The sequence below is a fragment of the Pseudomonas sp. Z2-11 genome, assembly GCF_054161305.1.
On the sequence record NZ_CP096395.1, the window covers coordinates 4,942,283 to 4,962,869 of the forward strand.

Genomic DNA, 20,587 nt, shown 5'->3' on the forward strand with positions numbered 1-20,587 from the left:
CTGGTCGACCTCCCTGCCCCTGCAAACAGCTACGCCCGGACAGGCCGGGCGTGCTGTTTTTTAACCCTCCGGGAGATTAGCCGGTGTTGCGCAAACCGGCGGCAATCCCTGCTACAGACACCAGCAACGCCTGTTCCACAGGGCTGCCCTGGGCCACGTCCTGCTGCCGCGAACGTGCCAGCAGCTCGGCCTGCAACAGGTGCAGCGGGTCGAGGTAGGTATTGCGCAGGCGGATGAATTCCAGCGTGTCTGGGCTATGTGCCAGTAGCTGCGACTGGCCGGTCAGGCCCAGGACCACGGAACAGGCCTGCGACAATAGGTCGCGTAAATGCTCGCCCAAAGGCAGCAACGCTGGTTCCACCAGACGCTCGTCATAGGACTGGGCAATATCGGCGTCGGCCTTGGCCAGGACCATCTCCAGCATGTCGATGCGGGTGCGGAAGAACGGCCATTGCTCACGCATCTGCCCGAGCAGTTCGCCCTCGCCGCGCTCCAGCGCCTTGCCCAGGGCGGTTTCCCAACCGAGCCAGGCCGGTAACATCAACCGGGTCTGGGTCCAGCCGAAAATCCACGGGATCGCCCGCAGGCTTTCGATACCGCCGGCTCGACGTTTGGCCGGACGGCTGCCCAAGGGCAGGCGGCCCAGTTCCTGTTCCGGCGTGGACTGGCGGAAATACTCGACAAATTGCGGATTTTCCCGCACTACGGCCCGGTAGGCATTGACCCCGTCGGCAGCCAGTTCATCCATCAGATGCCGCCATTGCGGGGTTGGCGGCGGTGGTGGCAGCAAGGTCGCTTCGAGCACTGCGGCGAGGTAAAGATTGAGGTTCTGTTCGGCGATGTCCGGCAGGCCGAATTTGAAACGAATCATTTCGCCCTGTTCGGTAGTGCGGAAACGTCCGGCCACCGAGCCCGGCGGCTGGGACAGGATTGCCGCATGCGCCGGGCCGCCGCCACGGCCGACGGTGCCACCGCGGCCATGGAACAACAGCAATTCGACTTGCTGCTCGCGGCAGATGTCCACCAACCGCTCCTGGGCGCGGTATTGCGCCCAGGCCGCCGCCGTGGTCCCGGCGTCCTTGGCCGAGTCGGAATAGCCGATCATCACTTCCTGGGGACCTTGCAGGCGCGAGCGATAACCCGGCAGCAACAGCAGGCGTTCGATCACCGGCCCGGCGTTGTCCAGGTCGGCGAGGGTTTCGAACAGCGGCACTACGCGCATCGGCCGCAATACGCCGGCCTCCTTGAGCAGCAACTGCACCGCCAGCACATCGGAAGCCGCGCCGGCCATGGAAATCACATAAGAGCCCAGGGACGCTGCCGGTGCCGCCGCAACCTCGCGGCACGTGGCCAGGACTTCCGCCGTATCGGCCGACGGCTTGAAGTAAGGCGGCAACAAGGGCCGGCGATTATTCAGCTCGCCCAAGAGGAAACCGATGCGCTGCTCTTCGTCCCATTCCTCGTAACGCCCCAGCCCGAGGTAATCGGTGATCTCGGTCATCGCCGCCGTGTGCCGCGTCGAGTCCTGGCGTACGTCGAGGCGCACCAGGAACAGGCCGAAGGTCACCGCGCGGCGCAGGCAATCGAGCAACGGCCCGTCGGCAATCACGCCCATGCCGCACTCATGCAGGGACTGGTAGCACAACTCCAACGGATCAAGCAGTTCACGGTTGTCCTGCAACACCTCGGCGGTGGCCGGCGTCGTGCCCTTCAGGGAGGCCTGGGCCCAGTTGCGCGTGGCTCGCAGGCGTTCGCGCAATTGCTTGAGCACCGCGCGATAGGGCTCGGCGCTGTCACCGGCCTGGGCGCGCAAGGCCTCGCTGGCTTTCTGCATGGACAAGTCGGCGGCCAGATGATCGACGTCGCGCAAATACAGGTCCGCCGCCATCCAGCGCGCCAGCAGCAACACCTCGCGAGTGACCGCGGCGGTGACGTTCGGGTTGCCGTCCCGGTCGCCGCCCATCCACGAGGCAAAGCGGATCGGCGCGGCCTCCAGCGGCAGGCGCAACCCGGTGGCGGCATGCAGGGCCTGGTCAGCCTTGCGCAGGTAATTGGGGATGGCGTGCCAGAGCGAATGCTCGATCACCGCGAAGCCCCACTTGGCCTCGTCCACGGGCGTCGGGCGGGTCCGGCGAATCTCTTCGGTGTGCCAGGCTTCGGCGATCAACCGCTGCAAGCGTTCGTGGATCTGCGCGCGCTCGGCACTGGTGAGGTCGCGATGGTCCTGGGCGGCCAGTTGCGCGGCGATCGCGTCGTATTTCTGGATCAACGTGCGCCGGGCGACTTCCGTGGGATGCGCAGTGAGCACCAGTTCGATTTCCAGCCGGCCCAACTGCCGGGCCAACGCTTCGGCGCCATGGCCTTCGGCTCGCAGGCGCGCCAGCAGCTCGGGCAGCACGCGTGCTTCGAACGGCGCCGGCCTGGATTCTTCGCGGCGGTGAATCAGCTGGTATTGCTCGGCGATATTGGCCAGGTTGAGGAACTGGTTGAACGCCCGCGCTACCGGCAGCAACTCGTCCTCGCTCAACTGGTTGAGGCTGGCGCTCAGTTCCGCATCCATCGAACCGCGTCGGTCAGCCTTCGCGCCTTTGCGAATCTGCTCGATCTTGTCGAGAAAGGCGTCTCCGTACTGGTCGCGAATGGTATTGCCCAGCAGTTCGCCGAGCAGGTGGACGTCCTCGCGCAAGCGGGCATCAATATCGGTCATCAGCAGGTCTCCAGCAAAAAGGTCCGGACAGCTTTGTAGGAGAGAGTGCCGATGCCGGTCGCTTATGACAAGCGACGAAGGGACTTTAAACCTTGTCAGCCAAAGCTAGTCTCATGGGTAAGCCACACAACGGCTTGTCACTGTCGCGCCCGCCACGAGCGGGTCCATTGAGGCGCCATCATGAAAATCCGTGAACTTGCTCAGCACTGGGAAGAAAACGCCAAGGGTCACCTGACCCAGACCGGTTATACGATTCATCTGGATGTAGAAGCCGCCGCACGTCTGGCGGCGATCTGCGACATGTACCCCAAGCGCCAGCCCGAAGAACTGCTCGGCGAATTGATCGGCGCGGCGCTGGAGGAGCTGGAAGCCAGCTTCCCCTACATCAAGGGCGCGCAGGTCGTGGCCACCGATGAAGAAGGCGACCCGCTGTACGAAGACGTCGGTCCGACCCCGCGATTTCTCGCCTTGTCCCGTCGTCATCTGCGCCAACTCTCCTCGCAAAACGACAAGTCAAAGCACTGATTCCCCTCCCCCCGCATCGCGTTATCCCGGCACCGCTACCGAGTTTTTGGTGCCGGAATACCGCTGCGCACCTTGAAAGTTCAGCTTTTTGGCATCTGACCGATCAGTCAGCATTTCTTTTGGCGATTGGCCATCCTTACCTGAACTTTTGAAAAACGCCTCGGGTCACACCGAGTAACCATACTGGAACGGTCGTTTAAATAAACGCGCCCTGGCGCCAGCGCCAAAACAGACGTCACGGCTTCGGTCCCAGCATGGATTAGTGTTTTTTCAGGAGTTTTCCAATGGAGTTGAAGCCTATGAATACCTGCACTGCCAAACCCTCATCCACTGGCTTGCGCGGCCTGAAGTTGGCTGCCCTGGCTATCGGTAGCAGCTTCATCCTGGCCGGTTGCGCCGGCAATCCACCTTCGGAGCAATACGCGGTCACGCAATCGGCGGTCAACAGCGCCGTCAGCGCGGGCGGCACCGAGTTCGCCGCGGTGGAAATGAAATCCGCCCAGGACAAACTCAAGCAAGCCGAGATCGCCATGCACGACGAGAACTACGAAGAGGCCAAGCGTCTGGCCGAACAGGCCGAATGGGATGCGCGCGTTGCCGAACGCAAGGCCCAGGCAGCCAAGGCCGAACAGGCCCTCAAGGATTCCCAGAAAGGGGTTCAGGAACTGCGTCAGGAAGGCATGAACAAGGTTCAGTAACCCTGTTCGAGCCACGACGTACTTCTCATTGATAAAAGGACGACAGACTATGACGCACAAACATTTCATGATGCCCGCCCTGCTTGCCGCCTGCGTAGCCCTGGCCGCTTGCTCCCACGACCCGAACGCTAACCTGGAACAGGCCCGTACCAACTACAACGGCCTGCAGGCCGACCCCGCGGCCACCAAGGTCGCGGCCCTGGAAACCAAAGAGGCCTCCGACTTCTTGGCCAAGGCCGACAAGGCCTACCTGGACAACGAAGACGAAGCCAAGGTCGACCAACTGGCCTACCTGACCAACCAGCGCGTCGAAGTGGCCAAGCAGACCATCGCCCTGCGCAACGCCGAAGCCGAGCTGAAAAACGCCGGTGACGAACGCGCCCGCGCACTGCTCGACGCCCGCAACGCGCAGATCAAGCAGTTGCAGGACAGCCTCAACGCCAAGCAGACCGAGCGCGGTACGCTGGTGACCTTCGGTGACGTGCTGTTCGCCACCAACAAATCCGACCTGCGCGCCAGCGGCATGACCAATGTGAGCAAACTGGCGCAGTTCCTCCAGGAAAACCCGGATCGCAAGGTGATCATCGAAGGTTATACCGATAGCACCGGTTCGGATTCCTACAACCAGTCGCTGTCCGAACGCCGCGCCAGCTCCGTGCGCACCGCCCTGGTAAAAATGGGCGTCGACCCGGCCCGCATCGTGACCCAGGGTTACGGCAAGGAATTTCCGGTCGCCGACAATACCAGCGTCTCGGGCCGTGCCATGAACCGTCGCGTGGAAGTCACCATTTCCAACGACAACCAGCCAGTCGCCCCGCGCTCGACCATGAGCGCCAACTGATCGGCTGACTGCAACGCAAAAGCCCCGCCTGACTTCAATCAGGCGGGGCTTTTTATTGGCCGAATATTTTTTAGCTGACCATGCCCCTGTGGGAGCGAGCCTGCTCGCGAAGACGGTCATCCAGTCGATACATCTGTCGACTGAGCTAGCGCTTTCGCGAGCAGGTTCGCTCCCACATGGGAAAGATTGGCTTATGGCTGAAGCTTCTGCGGCGTCTCCTGCCCCATGCAGCGCACCGCGCGTTTCTTCTCGTTGATCAGCACACCGGTCAGGCCTTTCTGCTCGGTGTCGAACAGCACCAGTACGCCATCGATGCATTGGGCGACCTGGGGCGCCGGCTCCAGGGCGACTTTATAGTCTTCGCCCGGCACGGTCTTGAGCATGGTGAACTGGTTGAGCAGCAACGCATCCTCGGGCTTGGCGAAATGCAGATAGCCGTAGTACCAGAGCGCCGCGACAGTGCCGAGAATGCTGCAGATACCGGTGATGATCAGGGGGATGGCGTTGCGTTCTTCGCTCATTGCGGGTTCTCGGATGATTCAACGGAAGATTTCGGGTAGTTCGGCACCTCGCCCAGGCGGCGCAAGCCATCGAAGTGCAGGGGATCGTCGAGGTAGCGCAGCATAACGGTTCGCCAGGTCGGGTCGGCGAAAGTCTGCACGTGGCCGCCCCGGGTCGGTTGCAGGACCCGGGGCGGCGGCGCAGCTTGATACAAGCGGATGCCGTTGGAAAGGGGCACGATGGGGTCGTCAAGGCTGTGGTAGATCAGTTTCGGCACGCCGTTCAATTGTGCGATCGAGCCAATGGCGCTGTCGCCGTCCGGCACCAGCCAAGACAGCGGCACCTGCAACGCCCAGGTCAGCCATGAAGTGCTCAGGGCAAAACGTCCGACGTCGCGATAGCTGGCGGGCACGCCATCAAGCACCAGCGCCTTGAGCTGCTGTTGACGCTGAGGATGCTCCACCAGGTAATGCACCGCCAGCGCGCCACCCAGGCTCTGGCCGAGCAGCACCAGCGGCTTGCCTTGGACCTCGGGCGATTGGTCGAGCCATTTGAACGTAGCGTCGATGTCCTGGTAGATCGCCGGCAGGCTCGGCTCGCCCTCGGACACCCCATAACCCCGGTAATCGACCATCAGCACTTGATAACCCTGCTCCGGCAACCACCAGCTCCCACCGAGGTGCCAGGACAGGTTGCCGCCGTTGCCGTGCAAATGCAGCACCGTGCCCTTGACCTCGACACCCGGCTTCACCGGCAGCCACCAGCCACGCAGCTTCAGGCCGTCGGCCGTGGTCAGGATGACGTCGCGGTATTCGAGCTTGGCCCGCTGCGGCGTGAACGGCAGGCCGCGTTCGGGGTAGAACAGCAGGGAGCTGCAGCCACTCAGGGCCAGCAGCAGGCAAATGATGCCGAGGGTTCGCATCCGGTGAAGCCTCGCAAGTTAGACGTAAACGCAGTTCCCCTGTGGGAGCGAGCCTGCTCGCGAAAGCGGTTGAACATTCAACATCAATGTTGACTGCAATACCGCTTTCGCGAGCAGGCTCGCTCCCACATGGATGGGGTGTGTTCAAAGAATGTTCGAATAATCCGCTTCGATCCGGTCCAGGCTCAGGTGGTTCAAGAAGTTGGAAAAGCACATCCAGGCCGACAAGGCGTTCATATCGCGAAACTGCTCGGGCAGGTATTTGGGCGGCACGACCAGGCCCTCATCCACCAACTGGCGCAGGGTGCGCATATCCTCCAGGGTGGTCTTGCCACAGAACAGCAGCGGCACCTGCTCCAGCTTGCCTTTGCGCACGGCCAGCTGAATGTAGTTGTAAACCATGATGAAGCCCTTGAGGTAGGACAAGTCTTTGGTAAATGGCAGACCGGTCGGCACCGAACCACGGAAAACGCGGCTGGCGTTGCCGTAGCTTTCGGCCATTTCGAAGCCCTGCTCGCGGAAAAACTCGAAGACCTGCAGGAAGTCGGCCCCCTCCTCCACCATATGGATGGCGCGGGTGCGGTTGGTGAGTTTGCGCAGGCGACTCGGGTAGGAGGCGAAGGTGATGATTTCCATCAGGATCGCCAGGCCTTCCTGGGTCACCGTCGACGAGGGCGGGCCCTTGGACAGGAAGGTGCAGATCGGCTGGTTCAAACCATTGAGGGTGGTGCCAACGTGCACCAGCCCTTCGTGGACCTCCAGGGCGCGCACATCCCGCTCGTTGAACATCGCGTCGGTGCGGATCTTGATGTAGTCGGCGCCCGCCGCCGCGTCGGCAACGATACCGTCGGACTCGAATACGCGAATGGTTTCCTCGGCCTCGCCAAACACCCGGTTGAGGCGATGCTGCAACAGGCTGACGGCTTCCTTGGCACTGAGCACCTTGGGCTCGTCCTTGAGGTCGCCACGGCCATCGATGTTGTTCAGGTAGTCGGAGAGCATCAGGCCCAGGTCGGCCAGGGTCGGGTCACCGGCGTGGAAGGCATCGGAAGCGGCGCCGTACAGTTCCTGGGAAATCAGCCCGAAATCCTCGGTGCCGCGCGCTTCGAGCATGCGCACCACCATGCGGTACTCCTTGCACATGCGCCGCATGATCTGGCCCACCGGGTTGAACTGCCCAAGCTGACGGGTGATGTCGCGCTCGATGTTCTGGAACTCCAGCTTCACTTTGCTCGAATCGAAGGACAATGGCCGGTTGAGGTAATAATCACGATCCACCGCAGGCATTTCCTTGCCCTTGGCCTTGAGAAACCCCTTGCGGATGCTCTCGTCCCACTTCACCGCGTCGAGAATGCGAATCGGCGTTTGCGCCAGCACAATGCGATCGGACAAGGTGCGTATCGTCTGCTGGTAATCGTCCACCCGAAACTCCTGTGAAAAAACGTCCGCTTGTAGCCGTTATTGGGATTTGCTCAGTCGCTGGTAGCGCACGGCTTCCGAGAACACATCGGAATTGGCCGGGTCGTCGAGGTAGCTGAAAACCTTGTTCATGTCGCTGTCCACCAGCACGCCATCACCCTCCTCGCTCTGGTTTGGCTGGCCGCTGAGGAGCTTCTGGCCGATGGCCTGGTTGATCTGTTCCATGTCCAGGTTGTAGACCACCAGTTCCTGCTTGTCGGTCAGTTCGAAACCGGCGATGACGAAATGGCCGCCGAAGCGCGCCGGCACCTTGGCCGACAAATACCAGCGACTGCCGTGGCGGGAGACGGTCAGGGGAATGGCTTCGCGCTCCTGAGGCCTGGCCCTGAAATAACTGACGGCCTGGTAGCGATGCTTGCCGACCTCCGTCAGCTCCAGGTTCACCGGCTCACCCCAGGCGTTGGTGCTGGTCCAGTGGCCGAGCAGGCCCTTGGGCGCGGCTTCGCTGTCGGGCAACGGCGCCTTGAACGACACCAGGCAGCCACTGAGCAGCAGCAACGACACGGCCAGTGCAACGGCACGCCAGGCTTTCATTGGAACTCCCTATGGCTTCAGCGTCTTGTCTTCCGTGGCGAGGGAGCTTGCTCCCGCTTGAGTGCGCAGCGCTCATAAAAGAGGGGCCGCTGCGCAGCCCAGCGGGAGCAAGCTCCCTCGCCACAGGGGACCGTAATAACCCACCAGGGTCACACCGACGCCAGTACCAAGTGCATGTAACGGGTCAGGATGCCGAGCATGTCTTCTTCAGCTACCGGCTCGGCGCCATTGAGCAAGCCCTGATATTCCATCCGTCCGATAATCGCCGTCAACACTTTGGCATCCTGTTGTGGCTCGCGGGAGCCCAGGACCTGAAAGAACTGACAGGTGCCGTGCAGCAAAATCTGCTGGTGAGAACGCACCAACACCGCCAGGCGCGGGTTGAGCAATGCTTCCTGGCGGAAGGCCTGCTCGGCCATCAGGTAGTCGCGACGACTGTGCAATTGGTGCTGCACGTAATCCGCCGTCATCCGCGCGATGTCGTCCGCCAGTTGCGAGCGCGACGCGGCGCTGCCATCCCCGTAGGCAACCATCTCGCGCAGCAGGCCTTCATTGTTGGTCCACAGCTTGGCCATGAACGCCGCGCTGCGTTCCACGTACTGGGCGAAGGTGTCGGTGAGCAGGTCGTCGATGTCCTTGAAATAATAAGTGGTGGCCGACAGCGGCACGCCCGCTTCGGCGGCCACTGCGCGGTGGCGCACCGCACGCACGCCATCGCGCACGACAATGCGCATGGCCGCGTCGAGAATCTCCTGGCGGCGCTGTTCACTGCCCTGTCGGCTGGCCTTGCGACCCTGGTACTGAACACTTTCAGCGACAGCAGTGGCGACGCCCGCTGCACCTTCTGGAGCCATTGCACGATTCACGACAGGTCTTTCCTCGCTATTTCAGAAGTAACCAATTGATACGTTTGTACCAGACAGGCATTAAAAAGCCGCCCATCGAGGCGGCTTTTTAATTGAAACACTTACGCTTGGGGCCGCATGTGCGGGAACAGGATGACATCCCGGATCGACGGTGAGTTGGTCAGCAACATCACCAGGCGATCGATGCCAATGCCTTCGCCAGCCGTCGGCGGCATGCCGTACTCCAGGGCGCGAACGAAGTCGGCGTCGTAGTGCATGGCTTCGTCGTCACCGGCGTCCTTGTCGGCCACCTGGGCCATGAAGCGCTCGGCCTGGTCTTCCGCGTCGTTGAGCTCGGAGTAGGCGTTGGCGATTTCACGGCCGCCGATGAACAGTTCGAAACGGTCGGTCACGCTCGGGTTCTCGTCGTTGCGACGGGCCAGCGGCGACACTTCGAACGGGTACTGGGTAATGAAGTGCGGCTGCTCCAGCTTGTGCTCGACCAGCTCTTCGAAAATCATCACCTGCAGCTTGCCCAGGCCTTCGAAGCCGAGCACCTTGGCGCCGGCCTTCTTGGCGATGGCACGCGCCTTGTCGATGCCCTGCAGGTCGGCCGCAGTAATTTCCGGGTTGTACTTGAGGATCGAATCGAACACCGACAGGCGCACGAACGGCTCGCCAAAGTGGAACACCTTGTCGCCGTACGGCACGTCGGTGCTGCCCAGGATCAACTGTGCCAGCTCGCGGAACAGTTCTTCGGTCAGGTCCATGTTGTCGTTGTAATCGGCGTAGGCCTGGTAGAACTCGAGCATGGTGAACTCGGGGTTGTGCCGGGTCGAAACGCCTTCGTTACGGAAGTTGCGGTTGATCTCGAAGACCTTCTCGAAACCACCGACCACCAAGCGCTTGAGGTACAGCTCCGGCGCGATGCGCAGGAACATTTCCATGTCCAGGGCGTTGTGATGGGTTTCGAACGGCTTGGCCGCCGCGCCACCCGGAATGGTCTGCAGCATCGGCGTCTCGACTTCCAGGAAGTCACGCTTCATCAGGAAGCTGCGGATGTGCGCGATGACCTGCGAGCGCACGCGGAACGTGTGGCGCACGTCTTCGTTGACGATCAGGTCGACGTAGCGCTGGCGGTAGCGCTGCTCGGTGTCGGTCAGGCCGTGGTGCTTGTCCGGCAGCGGGCGCAGGGACTTGGTCAGCAAGCGCACGCTGGACATTTCGACGTACAGGTCGCCCTTGCCGGAGCGGGCCAGGGTGCCTTCGGCGGCAATGATGTCGCCCAGGTCCCAGGTCTTGACGGCGGCCAGGGTTTCTTCCGGCAGGGTCTTGCGATTGACGTAGACCTGGATGCGACCGGTCATGTCCTGGATCACCAGGAACGAACCACGGTCGAGCATGATGCGACCGGCAACCTTGACCGGAATCGCCGCCTCGGCCAGCTCTTCCTTGGTCTTGTCCGCGTACTTCTTCTGCAAGGCATCGCAGTACGAATCGCGGCGGAAGTCGTTGGGGAAGGCCTGGCCCTTGGCGCGCTCGGCAGCAAGCTTTTCCTTGCGCAGGGCGATCAGGGAGTTTTCTTCCTGTTGCAGGGCTTGCGGGTCGAGTTCTTGGTCGCTCATGTCTTTAAGGTTTCCATCACAGGTTCGTTGCCCCCGGCCCAGGCCGGAGTCTGCCGGCGAGCCGCGCTTCGAAAGCGTGCCCGCCCGCCACGTGGGTGTCGCGTTACAGCCCTTGCTTGAGGCTGGCGATCAAATATTCATCGATGTCGCCGTCGAGCACCTTGTCGCAGTCGCTGCGTTCAATGCTGGTGCGCAGGTCCTTGATCCGCGAAGCGTCGAGGACGTACGAGCGGATCTGGTGACCCCAGCCGATATCGGACTTGGTGTCTTCCAGGGCCTGGGACGCCGCGTTGCGTTTCTGCACTTCCTGCTCGTACAAACGCGCCCGCAGCATTTTCATCGCGGTGTCTTTGTTCGCGTGCTGGGACCGTTCGTTCTGGCAACTGACCACGGTGTTGGTCGGTACGTGGGTGATCCGTACGGCCGAGTCGGTGGTGTTTACGTGCTGACCACCGGCCCCCGAGGAACGGTAGGTGTCGATACGCAGGTCGGCCGGGTTGATCTCGATCTCGATGTTGTCATCGATTTCCGGCGAGACGAATACCGCCGAGAACGAGGTGTGGCGACGGTTGCCGGAGTCGAACGGGCTCTTGCGCACCAGGCGGTGCACGCCGATCTCGGTACGCAGCCAGCCAAAGGCGTACTCGCCCTTGATGTGCACGGTAGCGCCCTTGATCCCGGCGACTTCACCGGCGGACAGTTCCATGATGGTTGCGTCGAAACCGCGTTTGTCGGCCCAGCGCAGGTACATGCGCAGCAGGATGTTGGCCCAGTCCTGGGCCTCGGTGCCGCCGGAGCCGGCCTGGATGTCCAGGTAGGCGTTGTTCATGTCCATCTCGCCGCTGAACATGCGGCGGAACTCCAGCTTGGCCAGGTTCTCGTCCAGGCGCGTCAGCTCGGCGACTACATCGCCGACCGCGCCTTCGTCGTTTTCCTCGACGGCCATGTCCAGCAGGTCGCGGCAATCGGCCAGGCCGCTGGACAACTCGTCCAGGGTCTCGACGATCTGCGCCAGCGCAGAACGCTCGCGGCCCAGTTCCTGGGCGTAGGAAGGGTTGTTCCAGACATTCGGATCTTCAAGCTCGCGATTGACTTCGGTCAGACGCTCATGCTTTTGATCGTAGTCAAAGATACCCCCGAATAGTTTCGGAGCGCTCGGACAGGTCCTTGATGGTGTTCAGGATCGGGTTGATTTCCATGGCGGGCAGCACTCGTTGGCGAACTTTTGAAAGCCGGCGAGTATAACGTAATCAAGCGTCGGCGGCAGCCCGCCTGGCGGCTTTAGGGGGAATGAGATTGAGCGTACGGCCCCTGTGGCGAGGGAGCTTGCTCCCGCTGGGTTGCGCAGCAGCCCCAAAACGGCCCCCTCAATCGACCTGGCACACCGAGCCAACTGGTTTCAGGGCCGCTGCGCGCCCCAGCGGGAGCAAGCTCCCTCGCCACAAAAGCAATCTCGCCAGGCAGGTTTATTCAACCCCCACCCGATTGCGCCCGTTGTGCTTGGCCAGGTACAGCCCCTTGTCCGCCGCCGAGATAAGTTGGCGGCACTCACCGCCCTGTTGCGGGGTGAAGGTCGCGACGCCGACGCTGATGGTCAGGTTTTCGCCGCCGTCGGGCGTGGCATGCGGGATTTTCAGGGCAACGACGCTCTGGCGCAGCTTTTCGGCCATCAGCCGTGCACCGCCAGGCGAGGTGCCAGGCAGGACCAGGGCGAACTCCTCGCCGCCATAACGGGCCGGCAGGTCGGACGGACGACTGCAGGCATCGCGAATCGCCGTGGCAACCTTGCGCAGGGCTTCGTCGCCTTCAAGGTGACCGTAGTTGTCGTTGAACGACTTGAAATAATCCACATCGATCATCAACAGCGACAGCTGGGACTGGTCCCGCAGCGCCCTTCGCCACTCCAGCTCCAGGTATTCGTCGAAGTGCCGGCGATTGGACAGCCCGGTCAGGCCATCGGAGTTCATCAGCCGTTGCAGCACCAGATTGGTGTCGAGCAACTGCTGCTGGCTGACCCGCAACGCACGGTAGGCCGCGTCGCGCTGCAACAGCATCATGTAGGAGCGCGAGTGATAGCGGATCCGCGCTACCAGTTCGATATTGTCCGGCAACTTGACCAGGTAATCGTTGGCTCCGGCGCCAAACGCCGCGCTCTTGATCAGCGGGTCCTCCTTGGTCGACAGGACGATGATCGGGATGTCGCGAGTGGCCGGATGGTTGCGGTATTCGCGCACCAGGCTCAAGCCGTCGAGACCGGGCATCACCAGGTCCTGGAGAATCACCGTCGGCTTGATGCGCACGGCGTGGGCGATGGCCTGGTGAGGGTCGGAGCAGAAGTGGAAGTCGATGTTCTGCTCGTTCGACAACCCGCGTCGCACTGCCTCGCCGATCATCGCCTGGTCATCGACCAGCAAGACCATGGCGGCGTTCTCATCGCGCTTGAAGTCGTCGAGCTGTAAATCAGTCATGGGGGCTCACCTGAATACTGCTTGGGGTGCAAGAGGGCATCATTGGCTGAAAATTTCCACCAGGCGTGGCGCTATCCGGTCCAGCGCGAGTATCTGCGCCGCCGCGTCGATAGCGGCGGCCGCCTTGGGCATGCCATAGACCGCGCTGCTCTGCTGGTCCTGGGCGATGGTCACACAGCCCTGCTGGCGCATCAGTTTAAGCCCTTGCGCACCGTCGCGCCCCATGCCGGTGAGCAACACGCCTACCGCCTCACCACTCCAGAAATTGGCGACACTCTCGAAAAACACATCGATGGAGGGCCGATAGATTTCGTTGACGGGCTCCGCCGTGTACGCCAGCGTGCCGTTTTTCAACAGGCGCAAATGATGATTGGTTCCGGCCAACAGCACCACCCCGCCTCGCGGTGTCTCGCCCTCGCGGGCCAGCCGGACCTCAAGGCCCGACACGCCACCAAGCCACTCGGCCATGCCGGCGGCAAACACTTCGTCCACATGCTGGACCAGCACGATGGCCGGGGCAAAATCGCGGGGCAGCGCCTTGAGCAGCACTTCCAACGCCGCCGGGCCGCCGGCAGACGAGCCGATCGCCACCAGGCTGTTGCGTGACACCGAGGCCCGCTGCGCAGCCGGCGCGGCGCGCTCACGGTTGCCCCGCTCGCCGATCAGCCAGCCGATGTTGGCGATCTTGCGCAGCAAGGGGGCAGCGGCGTCCTCGGGCCTGCCGACGCCCAGCGCCGGGGTATCCACTACGTCCAGGGCGCCATGGCCCATGGCTTCGAACACCCGATGGACGTTCTGCTGGCTGTCGCCGGTGACGATCACGATGGCGCACGGCGTGTCGGCCATGATTCGCCGGGTCGCCTCGACACCGTCCATGATCGGCATGAACAGGTCCATCAGGATCAGGTCCGGCGTGTATTCATGGCAACGCTGCACCGCCTCGGCGCCGTTGGCGGCCACCCAGACCAACTGATACGCGGGCTCGAATGCCAGCGCGCGGCGCAGGGCCTCGACCGCCAGGGGCATGTCATTGACGATGGCGATCTTCAAGCGCGCGCTCCTCCGATCAATTCGACCACGGCATCGAGCAAGGCGTCGTCATGAAAACTCGCCTTGGCTAGATAATAGTCGGCCCCGGCATCGAGGCCACGGCGGCGATCTTCCTCGCGATCCTTGTAGGAAACCACCATCACCGGCAGCGATTGCAGGCGGTTGTCGCGGCGCAGCAGCGACACCAGTTCGATACCGTCCATGCGCGGCATGTCGATGTCCGTGATGAGCAAGTCGAAATCCTCCGAACGCAACGCGTTCCAGCCATCCATGCCGTCTACTGCCACTGCCACGTCATAACCACGATTGAGCAACAACTTGCGTTGCAGCTCTCGCACGGTCAGGGAATCGTCCACCACCAGGATCCGCTTGCGTGGGGCCTGGGCCTCGTTCTGCCGGGCGATGCGTTCCAGGCGCCCGGTGTCGAGCAACTTTTCTACCGAACGCAGCAGGTCTTCGACATCGACAATCAACACCACCGAGCCGTCGTCGAGCAAGGCACCGGCGGAAATGTCCTGGACCTTGCCCAGGCGCTCATCCAGGGGCAGCACCACCAGGGTTCGCTCGCCGATGAAGCGTTCCACCGCCACGCCATAGATCACTTCACGCTCGCGGATCACCACGACCTTGAGACTCTGGCCGTTGCTGGGCGCTACCGGGCGGTTGAGCAATTGCGTGGCGGCGACCAACCCCACATGGCGGCCTTCATGCCAGAAATGCTGGCGACCTTCGACCTGGACGATGTCCTCGGGCGACAGGTCGCACATGCGTTCGATATGGGCCAATGGAAACGCATAGGCCTCGCCGCCGACTTCCACCACCAGGCTGCGCACCACCGAAAGCGTCAGCGGCACCTCAAGGTGGAAGCGACTGCCCGCGCCCGCCGTCTGCTCCAGCACCACTGCGCCACGCAACTGCCGGACCATATGCTGGACAGCGTCCAGGCCGACACCGCGCCCGGACACCTCGGTGACTTTGTCCCGCAGGCTGAAGCCGGGCAGGAACAGGAAAGTCAGCAATTCTTCTTCGCTCAGGCTGGCGGCGGTGTGCTCGGGAGAAAGACCACGCTCCACGACGCTGCGGCGCACCCGTTCCAGATCCACGCCGGCACCGTCGTCCGCCAATTCCAGCACCAGCAGGCCGGCCTGGTGCGAGGCACGCAAGCGAATCAGGCCTTCGGCGGGTTTGCCAACCAACAGCCTTTGCTCCGGCGTCTCGATGCCATGGTCGACGGCGTTGCGCAGCAGGTGAGTCAGGGGCGCTTCGAGTTTTTCCAGTACATCGCGATCGACCTGGGTTTTCTCGCCTTCGATTTCCAGGCGTACCTGTTTGCCCAGACTGCGCCCCAGGTCACGAACCATGCGCGCCTGGCCCGCAAGCACATCGGCAAACGGGCGCATGCGGCAGGCCAGCGCCGTGTCGTACAAGACTTGCGCGCGCTGGCCGGCCTGCCAGGCAAACTCGTCCAGCTCAGCGGTTTTTTGCGCCAGGATCTGCTGGGTTTCCGCCAACAGCCGCCGGGCATCGTTGAGCGCCTCCTGGGCCTGCAGACTCAAGGCATGGTCCTTGAGATGCACATTCAGATCTTCAAGAGCACGCAGGCCATTACCTTGCTGGCGCTTGAGCCGCAGCAGGGTCGCCAGCCAAGGCTTGAGACGCTGGGTTTCGACCAGCGACTTGCTCGACAGGTCCAACAGGCTGTTGAGGCGCCCGGCAGTGACCCGCAAGACCCGTTCGCCCTCCTCGGTGACATGCTTTTTCCTTGCCGCCGGTTCTACAGGCTCCATGGGCATGGGCACAGGCTCAGGCATCTCGACCCGCACGGGCTCGAGGGGTATCTCGCTGGTCGGCGACATGGCGCTTGAAGCCGCCGCAGCGGCAGGATCCAGCAGGCGCCCCAATAACGCGACATAGGCCTCGATGTCCTCGGCGCCGACGCTGTTGCCTGGGGTCGCGATGCGCGTCAGCAGGTCGGTGCCTTGCAGCAAGGCGTCGATATGCTCGGCACGCAATACCAGGCGGCGTTCCTGGGCGCTGACCAGGCAATCTTCCATGACGTGGGCCACGCTGACCCCGGCGGGGATCCCGACGATTCGCGCGGCGCCCTTGAGCGAGTGGGCCGCGCGCATGCATGACTCAAGGTGGTCAGCCTGGGTCGGGTCACGCTCCAGGGCCAGCAGGCCGGCGCTGAGTACCTGTGTCTGAGCCTCGGCTTCCAGGCTGAACAGTTCGAGCAACGAGGCGTCGCGCATCTGATCGGGGGTCATGACAGGCTCCGGGACACGGCGGACAACAACTGCTCTTCATCCAGCCAACGCAGGCTGCGGCCTTTGTACTGCAACACCCCACGGGTGTACTTGCCCGCCGATTGCGAAGCACCCGCCAGGATGCGTTCGTCAATCGCATGAATGCCGTCCACCTCATCCACCGGCACCAATACCGGTCCGCCCTGGGCGGCGATAATCAGCATGCGCGGCATGATTCGCCCACCGGAAGGCGCAGCCGAACCAGGCTCCAGCCCCAACAACTCGACTAGCGACAGGCAGGCCACCAGGGCGCCGCGCACATTCGCAACGCCGAGCAAGGCACGCGAACGCTGGTGCGGCAGCGAATGGATCGGCTGCAACGGCGCCACTTCCACCAGGCTGCGAGTACTCAAGCCCAACCATTCTTCGCCCAGGCGGAACATCAATACCGAGCGCGTGACGATGTCACTGTCGACCGGCGCAAGAGCCAGCTCTCGATCATCCTGGCGCAGGGCATAACGGTCGAGCAAACGGGTGGCCGCCGCCGAGTACACCGAACAGTTGCGGCAATGGATATGTTCGACCAGCAATGGGCAGGATTTGTCGCCATGAACCCCGATGCGGTTCCAGCAGTCATCGATGGCCTGGGCATCGTCATGAGTCACGTTATAGGAAGCCGAACCACTCATCGTTTGCGCTCACTCTCAACCGGGCGCCCACTGCGGGCCGCACGTTCCTGCAATCGACGGGCACCGGCCACGTCTCCCTGGGATGCCAGCAGCGCCGCCAGATGCACCAGGGCCTCGGCGTGTTGCGGTTCAAGATACAGCGCCTTGCGATAAAAACCCTGGGCCTCGAGCGCGTTGCCGGCCATGTCGCTGAGCAGGCCCAGCCAATAGAACACCTGCGCACTGGGCGCATGGCTGCGCAAATACTCTTCGCAAGCCGCACGGGCCTCAGCACTTTTGCCGCCGTTGGCCAGGGCGCCGATATTGGCCAGCAAGGTCACCGCGTCGCTGCTCCTGGCTGGGGCGATTGGCGTCACACTAGCTGCAAACGGTCGAGGCTGAAGCGGCGGCGCAGCGACTCGTGGTGGCGGCTGGCGAATCGGCAACGGACTTGGCAACAGCGTTGGCAGCGGTTGCGGCTCGGGCGCGCCCTGGCGGCTGAAGGCGAACGATTGGGGGATGCCGATCGAGCGCATGCCCAGCCGCCCCAGCAAACTGCCCTCGGCGGGACCGATGAACAACACGCCGTCCTGATGGGTCAGGCGCTTGAGCACCTCGAATACCTGTTGCTGGGTCGGTTGGTCGAAATAGATCAGCAGGTTGCGACAGAACACAAAATCATACGGCGCCTCATTCACCAGCAAGGCCGGATCCAAGAGGTTGCCCACTTGCAGGCGCACCTGTTCACGTATGCGCTCATCGAGGTAATAGCCGTCCTCCTCGGCACTGAAATACCGTTCGCGAAAACCAAGGTCTGCGCCACGGAAGGAGTTCCTGCCGTAACGCGCTTGCCGGGCTTTATCAACGGACAGCGGGCTGACGTCCATCGCATCGACTTTGAACTGATGGGGCCCGAGGCCTGCGTCGAACAGGGCCATGGCGATCGAATACGGCTCTTCGCCAGTGGAGCATGGCAGGCTGAGGATGCGCAGGGCGCGCAGGTGCTTGATCGCGGCGAGGCGCTGGGAGGCCAGTCGCCCCAGCGTCGCGAAGGATTCGGGATAACGGAAGAACCAGGTCTCCGGGACGATCACCGCTTCGATCAGCGCCTGCTGCTCCTGGGCAGAATGCTGCAGGCTTTGCCAATAGTCATCGGTGGTCCGGCCAGGCACGGCAAGGACGCGCTGGCGCACGGCCCGCTCGATAATCGCGGTGCCGACGGACGTCACGTCCAGGCCGATGCGCTCCTTGAGGAAATCGAAAAAACGCTGGTCGTTGTTCATCGCCGATCCTCGAAACCATCAAGGTCCAGCGGCAGCGTGGGGAACAGCACCGCACGCACCGACTCGTCGAGCAAATCGTTGACTCGTACCCACTGCAACATTCCTTGGGCATCCTCCCGTACCGGGCCTAGGTAAGGCGCCTGGGGATTATCCAGGCCATAAGGCTTGAAGTCGGCCGGATCACAACGCAGGGTGTCGGTGGCCTGTTCCAGGATCAAACCCAGCACGTGCGCTGCGTGCTGCGCCTCGGGCCGGTAATTGACCAGCACCAGCCGGGTACTGGTGCGCGCCTCGGCGGCCTGGCCGAAGGTCAAGGCGCACAGGTCGAGCACCGGCACCACCCGGCCCCGCCAGGCGAATACCCCGGCCACCCAGGACGGCGTCCGGGCAATCGGCTTTAGCGGCAGGCGCGGTAGCACCTCCACCACATCGATGGCTTGCAGGGCGTAGCGCTCGTTACCGATGCAAAACACCAGGAACAACGCCTGCCGGGCCGCCGGCCCGGTACCGCGTCGGGCATCGAAATCGCTCATCAGACTTTGAAACGCGAGACGCCGCTGCGCAGGCCCACGGCTACCTGGCTGAGCTCGTCGATGGCGGAACTGGCCTGGCGCAGGGACTCCACGGTCTGGCTGCTGGCATCGCCCAGTTGCACCAGGGCGTGATTGATCTGCTCGGCGCCGGTGGCCTGGGCCTGCATGCCTTCGTTTACCATCAACACCCGCGGCGCCAGCGCCTGGACCTGATGGATGATCTGCGACAATTGCTCGCCGATCTGCTGTACCTCGGCCATGCCACGGCGCACTTCTTCGGAAAATTTGTCCATGCCCATCACACCAGCCGAGACAGCGGACTGGATCTCGCGAACCATCTGCTCGATGTCGTAGGTGGCGACAGCGGTCTGGTCGGCCAGGCGCCGCACCTCTGTGGCGACGACGGCGAAACCGCGCCCGTACTCACCGGCCTTCTCGGCCTCGATGGCGGCGTTGAGCGACAACAGGTTGGTCTGGTCGGCAACCTTGACGATGGTCACCACCACTTGGTTGATGTTGCCGGCCTTCTCGTTGAGGATCGCCAGCTTGGCGTTCACCAGGTCGGCGGCGCCCATCACCGAATGCATGGTCTCTTCCATGCGCGCCAGGCCTTGCTGACCTGAGCCGGCGGCGACCGAGGCCTGGTCGGCGGCGCTGGAGACTTCGGTCATGGTGCGCACCAGGTCGCGAGAGGTGGCGGCGATTTCACGGGACGTCGCGCCGATCTCGGTGGTGGTGGCTGCGGTTTCGGTGGCCGTGGCCTGTTGCTGCCGTGAGGTCGCGGCGATCTCGGTCACCGAGGTGGTGACCTGCACCGAGGAACGCTGGGCCTGGGACACCAGTGACGTCAACTCGGCCATCATGTCGTTGAAGCCGGTCTCCACAGCGCCGAACTCGTCTTTGCGCGCCAGGTTCAGGCGTCCGCTCAAATCGCCGCTGCGCATGACATCGAGTATCTCGACGATGCGGCTCATCGGCGCCATGATCGCGCGCATCAGCAATAGGCCGCAAAGAACAGCCACCAGCACCGCGACGACAAACGACAGGCCCATGGCGACCTCGGCGGCTGTCACCGCACGGCCGATGGTCAGGGCGGCCTGCTCAGCCAACTCACGATTGCGCTCGATGATCTGGTTCAAGTGCCCACGACCGTCGAGCCATGCCGGCGTCAGGTCTTTTTCCACCGCCAGCCGAGCGCCTTCGTAGTCCTTGCGCTGGTACAGATCCAGTACCTTCGCCAGGGCTTTGTTGAAGTCCTGGTGATTGACTTCGAATTCATCGAATGAGGCCTGGTCGGCCGGGTCCTGGATCAGCTTCTGGTATTGCTGCATTTCATCGCGCAGATGCTGCTCGTACCGCTGGTAGAGCGCCTTGTCTTCGTCGGTGATTTCCCGGTGATCGGACAGACCCACGAGCTGCTGGGTCTTGACGTAACTGTCGACCCAGCCCCCACGGATCATGGAACTGTAATACACCCCTGGAACGGCGTCGGTACGTACTTCCTGTTCACTGGCCTCGATCTTCAACAACCGCGAGTACGTGATCACCACCATCAGCAACATGATGGCAATGATCACCGCAAAACTCGCCAGAATGCGTTGGCGCAACGTCCAGTTCTTCACAGGAAAACCTCGGGTACTTTGAATTGCCGGGAGTATAGCC

The 20,587-nt window shown here is 62.7% G+C and carries 18 protein-coding genes; 3 read left to right on the top strand and 15 right to left on the bottom strand.

Annotation, left to right across the window (positions count from 1 at the left end):
* Nucleotides 1-76 precede the first annotated feature (76 nt).
* Nucleotides 77-2,707 (bottom strand): phosphoenolpyruvate carboxylase, encoded by a 2,631-nt coding sequence (gene ppc / locus M1E16_RS21925; protein ID WP_434628661.1) that lies wholly within the window; start codon nucleotides 2,705-2,707, stop codon nucleotides 77-79.
* A 180-nt stretch (nucleotides 2,708-2,887) separates the two neighbouring features.
* On the opposite strand from ppc, the gene M1E16_RS21930 reads away from it, so the two are divergent.
* The 3 genes from M1E16_RS21930 to M1E16_RS21940 all read left to right on the top strand — a co-directional run bounded on the left by M1E16_RS21930 (nucleotide 2,888) and on the right by M1E16_RS21940 (nucleotide 4,771).
* Complete coding sequence (locus M1E16_RS21930; RefSeq protein ID WP_434572070.1) at nucleotides 2,888-3,232, top strand: pilin assembly protein; 345 nt, start codon at nucleotides 2,888-2,890, stop codon at nucleotides 3,230-3,232.
* 284 nt (nucleotides 3,233-3,516) lie between these two features.
* Nucleotides 3,517-3,930 (top strand): DUF4398 domain-containing protein, encoded by a 414-nt coding sequence (locus tag M1E16_RS21935; protein ID WP_014336761.1) that lies wholly within the window; start codon nucleotides 3,517-3,519, stop codon nucleotides 3,928-3,930.
* A gap of 49 nt (nucleotides 3,931-3,979) precedes the next feature.
* Complete coding sequence (locus M1E16_RS21940) at nucleotides 3,980-4,771, top strand: OmpA family protein (protein ID WP_305499061.1); 792 nt, start codon at nucleotides 3,980-3,982, stop codon at nucleotides 4,769-4,771.
* A gap of 191 nt (nucleotides 4,772-4,962) precedes the next feature.
* On the opposite strand, the gene M1E16_RS21945 is transcribed toward M1E16_RS21940, so the two are convergent.
* The 14 genes from M1E16_RS21945 to M1E16_RS22010 all read right to left on the bottom strand — a co-directional run bounded on the left by M1E16_RS21945 (nucleotide 4,963) and on the right by M1E16_RS22010 (nucleotide 20,547).
* On the bottom strand, nucleotides 4,963-5,292 hold the full coding sequence (locus M1E16_RS21945) for a hypothetical protein (RefSeq protein ID WP_305499060.1): 330 nt from the start codon (nucleotides 5,290-5,292) through the stop codon (nucleotides 4,963-4,965).
* Nucleotides 5,289-6,194, bottom strand: coding sequence for an alpha/beta hydrolase (locus M1E16_RS21950; RefSeq protein ID WP_458128358.1), 906 nt, complete (start codon nucleotides 6,192-6,194; stop codon nucleotides 5,289-5,291). Before M1E16_RS21950 ends, M1E16_RS21945 begins: the two co-directional genes overlap by 4 nt.
* A gap of 144 nt (nucleotides 6,195-6,338) precedes the next feature.
* Complete coding sequence (locus tag M1E16_RS21955) at nucleotides 6,339-7,616, bottom strand: flavohemoglobin expression-modulating QEGLA motif protein (RefSeq protein ID WP_014336757.1); 1,278 nt, start codon at nucleotides 7,614-7,616, stop codon at nucleotides 6,339-6,341.
* A gap of 36 nt (nucleotides 7,617-7,652) precedes the next feature.
* On the bottom strand, nucleotides 7,653-8,207 hold the full coding sequence (locus tag M1E16_RS21960) for a hypothetical protein (RefSeq protein WP_305499058.1): 555 nt from the start codon (nucleotides 8,205-8,207) through the stop codon (nucleotides 7,653-7,655).
* 149 nt (nucleotides 8,208-8,356) lie between these two features.
* Nucleotides 8,357-9,073 carry a TetR/AcrR family transcriptional regulator gene (locus M1E16_RS21965; RefSeq protein ID WP_434572066.1) on the bottom strand — a complete coding sequence of 239 codons (717 nt, stop codon included), beginning with the start codon at nucleotides 9,071-9,073 and terminating at the stop codon, nucleotides 8,357-8,359.
* Between the two features lie 101 nt (nucleotides 9,074-9,174).
* On the bottom strand, nucleotides 9,175-10,677 hold the full coding sequence (lysS, locus tag M1E16_RS21970; protein ID WP_458128359.1) for a lysine--tRNA ligase: 1,503 nt from the start codon (nucleotides 10,675-10,677) through the stop codon (nucleotides 9,175-9,177).
* Between the two features lie 103 nt (nucleotides 10,678-10,780).
* A protein-coding gene (prfB, locus tag M1E16_RS21975; protein ID WP_095963568.1) for a peptide chain release factor 2 occupies nucleotides 10,781-11,876 on the bottom strand; the annotation gives its coding sequence in 2 pieces (ribosomal slippage) (nucleotides 10,781-11,803 and nucleotides 11,805-11,876; 1,095 coding nt in all).
* A 267-nt stretch (nucleotides 11,877-12,143) separates the two neighbouring features.
* Nucleotides 12,144-13,145: a diguanylate cyclase domain-containing protein gene (locus tag M1E16_RS21980; RefSeq protein WP_458128360.1), complete on the bottom strand. Its 1,002-nt coding sequence runs from the start codon at nucleotides 13,143-13,145 to the stop codon at nucleotides 12,144-12,146.
* Between the two features lie 39 nt (nucleotides 13,146-13,184).
* Complete coding sequence (locus M1E16_RS21985; protein WP_434628651.1) at nucleotides 13,185-14,195, bottom strand: chemotaxis response regulator protein-glutamate methylesterase; 1,011 nt, start codon at nucleotides 14,193-14,195, stop codon at nucleotides 13,185-13,187.
* Nucleotides 14,192-16,462 carry a response regulator gene (locus M1E16_RS21990; protein WP_458128361.1) on the bottom strand — a complete coding sequence of 757 codons (2,271 nt, stop codon included), beginning with the start codon at nucleotides 16,460-16,462 and terminating at the stop codon, nucleotides 14,192-14,194. Before M1E16_RS21990 ends, M1E16_RS21985 begins: the two co-directional genes overlap by 4 nt.
* On the bottom strand, nucleotides 16,459-17,130 hold the full coding sequence (locus tag M1E16_RS21995) for a chemotaxis protein CheW (RefSeq protein WP_434572060.1): 672 nt from the start codon (nucleotides 17,128-17,130) through the stop codon (nucleotides 16,459-16,461). The genes M1E16_RS21990 and M1E16_RS21995 overlap by 4 nt, the downstream gene beginning before the upstream one ends.
* The gene (locus M1E16_RS22000; RefSeq protein ID WP_458128362.1) at nucleotides 17,127-18,392 is read right to left on the bottom strand and encodes a CheR family methyltransferase; all 1,266 of its coding nucleotides are present in this window, start codon (nucleotides 18,390-18,392) and stop codon (nucleotides 17,127-17,129) included. The genes M1E16_RS21995 and M1E16_RS22000 overlap by 4 nt, the downstream gene beginning before the upstream one ends.
* Nucleotides 18,389-18,925, bottom strand: coding sequence for a chemotaxis protein CheW (locus tag M1E16_RS22005; RefSeq protein WP_458128363.1), 537 nt, complete (start codon nucleotides 18,923-18,925; stop codon nucleotides 18,389-18,391). Before M1E16_RS22005 ends, M1E16_RS22000 begins: the two co-directional genes overlap by 4 nt.
* Entirely contained in the window at nucleotides 18,925-20,547 is a 1,623-nt protein-coding gene (locus tag M1E16_RS22010) for a methyl-accepting chemotaxis protein (RefSeq protein WP_458128364.1), read from the bottom strand. Before M1E16_RS22010 ends, M1E16_RS22005 begins: the two co-directional genes overlap by 1 nt.
* Nucleotides 20,548-20,587 lie beyond the last annotated feature (40 nt).

What these genes read in the sequence shown, in the direction of transcription:
- M1E16_RS21940 (WP_305499061.1), top strand. Translation starts at nt 3,980, where the DNA reads ATGACGCACAAACATTTCATGATGCCCGCCCTGCTTGCCGCCTGCGTA.
- M1E16_RS21945 (WP_305499060.1), bottom strand. Translation starts at nt 5,292, where the DNA reads ATGAGCGAAGAACGCAACGCCATCCCCCTGATCATCACCGGTATCTGC.
- ppc (WP_434628661.1), bottom strand. Translation starts at nt 2,707, where the DNA reads ATGACCGATATTGATGCCCGCTTGCGCGAGGACGTCCACCTGCTCGGC.
- M1E16_RS21960 (WP_305499058.1), bottom strand. Translation starts at nt 8,207, where the DNA reads ATGAAAGCCTGGCGTGCCGTTGCACTGGCCGTGTCGTTGCTGCTGCTC.
- M1E16_RS21990 (WP_458128361.1), bottom strand. Translation starts at nt 16,462, where the DNA reads ATGACCCCCGATCAGATGCGCGACGCCTCGTTGCTCGAACTGTTCAGC.
- M1E16_RS21930 (WP_434572070.1), top strand. Translation starts at nt 2,888, where the DNA reads ATGAAAATCCGTGAACTTGCTCAGCACTGGGAAGAAAACGCCAAGGGT.
- M1E16_RS21935 (WP_014336761.1), top strand. Translation starts at nt 3,517, where the DNA reads ATGGAGTTGAAGCCTATGAATACCTGCACTGCCAAACCCTCATCCACT.
- M1E16_RS22000 (WP_458128362.1), bottom strand. Translation starts at nt 18,392, where the DNA reads ATGAACAACGACCAGCGTTTTTTCGATTTCCTCAAGGAGCGCATCGGC.
- M1E16_RS21950 (WP_458128358.1), bottom strand. Translation starts at nt 6,194, where the DNA reads ATGCGAACCCTCGGCATCATTTGCCTGCTGCTGGCCCTGAGTGGCTGC.
- lysS (WP_458128359.1), bottom strand. Translation starts at nt 10,677, where the DNA reads ATGAGCGACCAAGAACTCGACCCGCAAGCCCTGCAACAGGAAGAAAAC.
- M1E16_RS21980 (WP_458128360.1), bottom strand. Translation starts at nt 13,145, where the DNA reads ATGACTGATTTACAGCTCGACGACTTCAAGCGCGATGAGAACGCCGCC.
- M1E16_RS21995 (WP_434572060.1), bottom strand. Translation starts at nt 17,130, where the DNA reads ATGAGTGGTTCGGCTTCCTATAACGTGACTCATGACGATGCCCAGGCC.
- M1E16_RS22005 (WP_458128363.1), bottom strand. Translation starts at nt 18,925, where the DNA reads ATGAGCGATTTCGATGCCCGACGCGGTACCGGGCCGGCGGCCCGGCAG.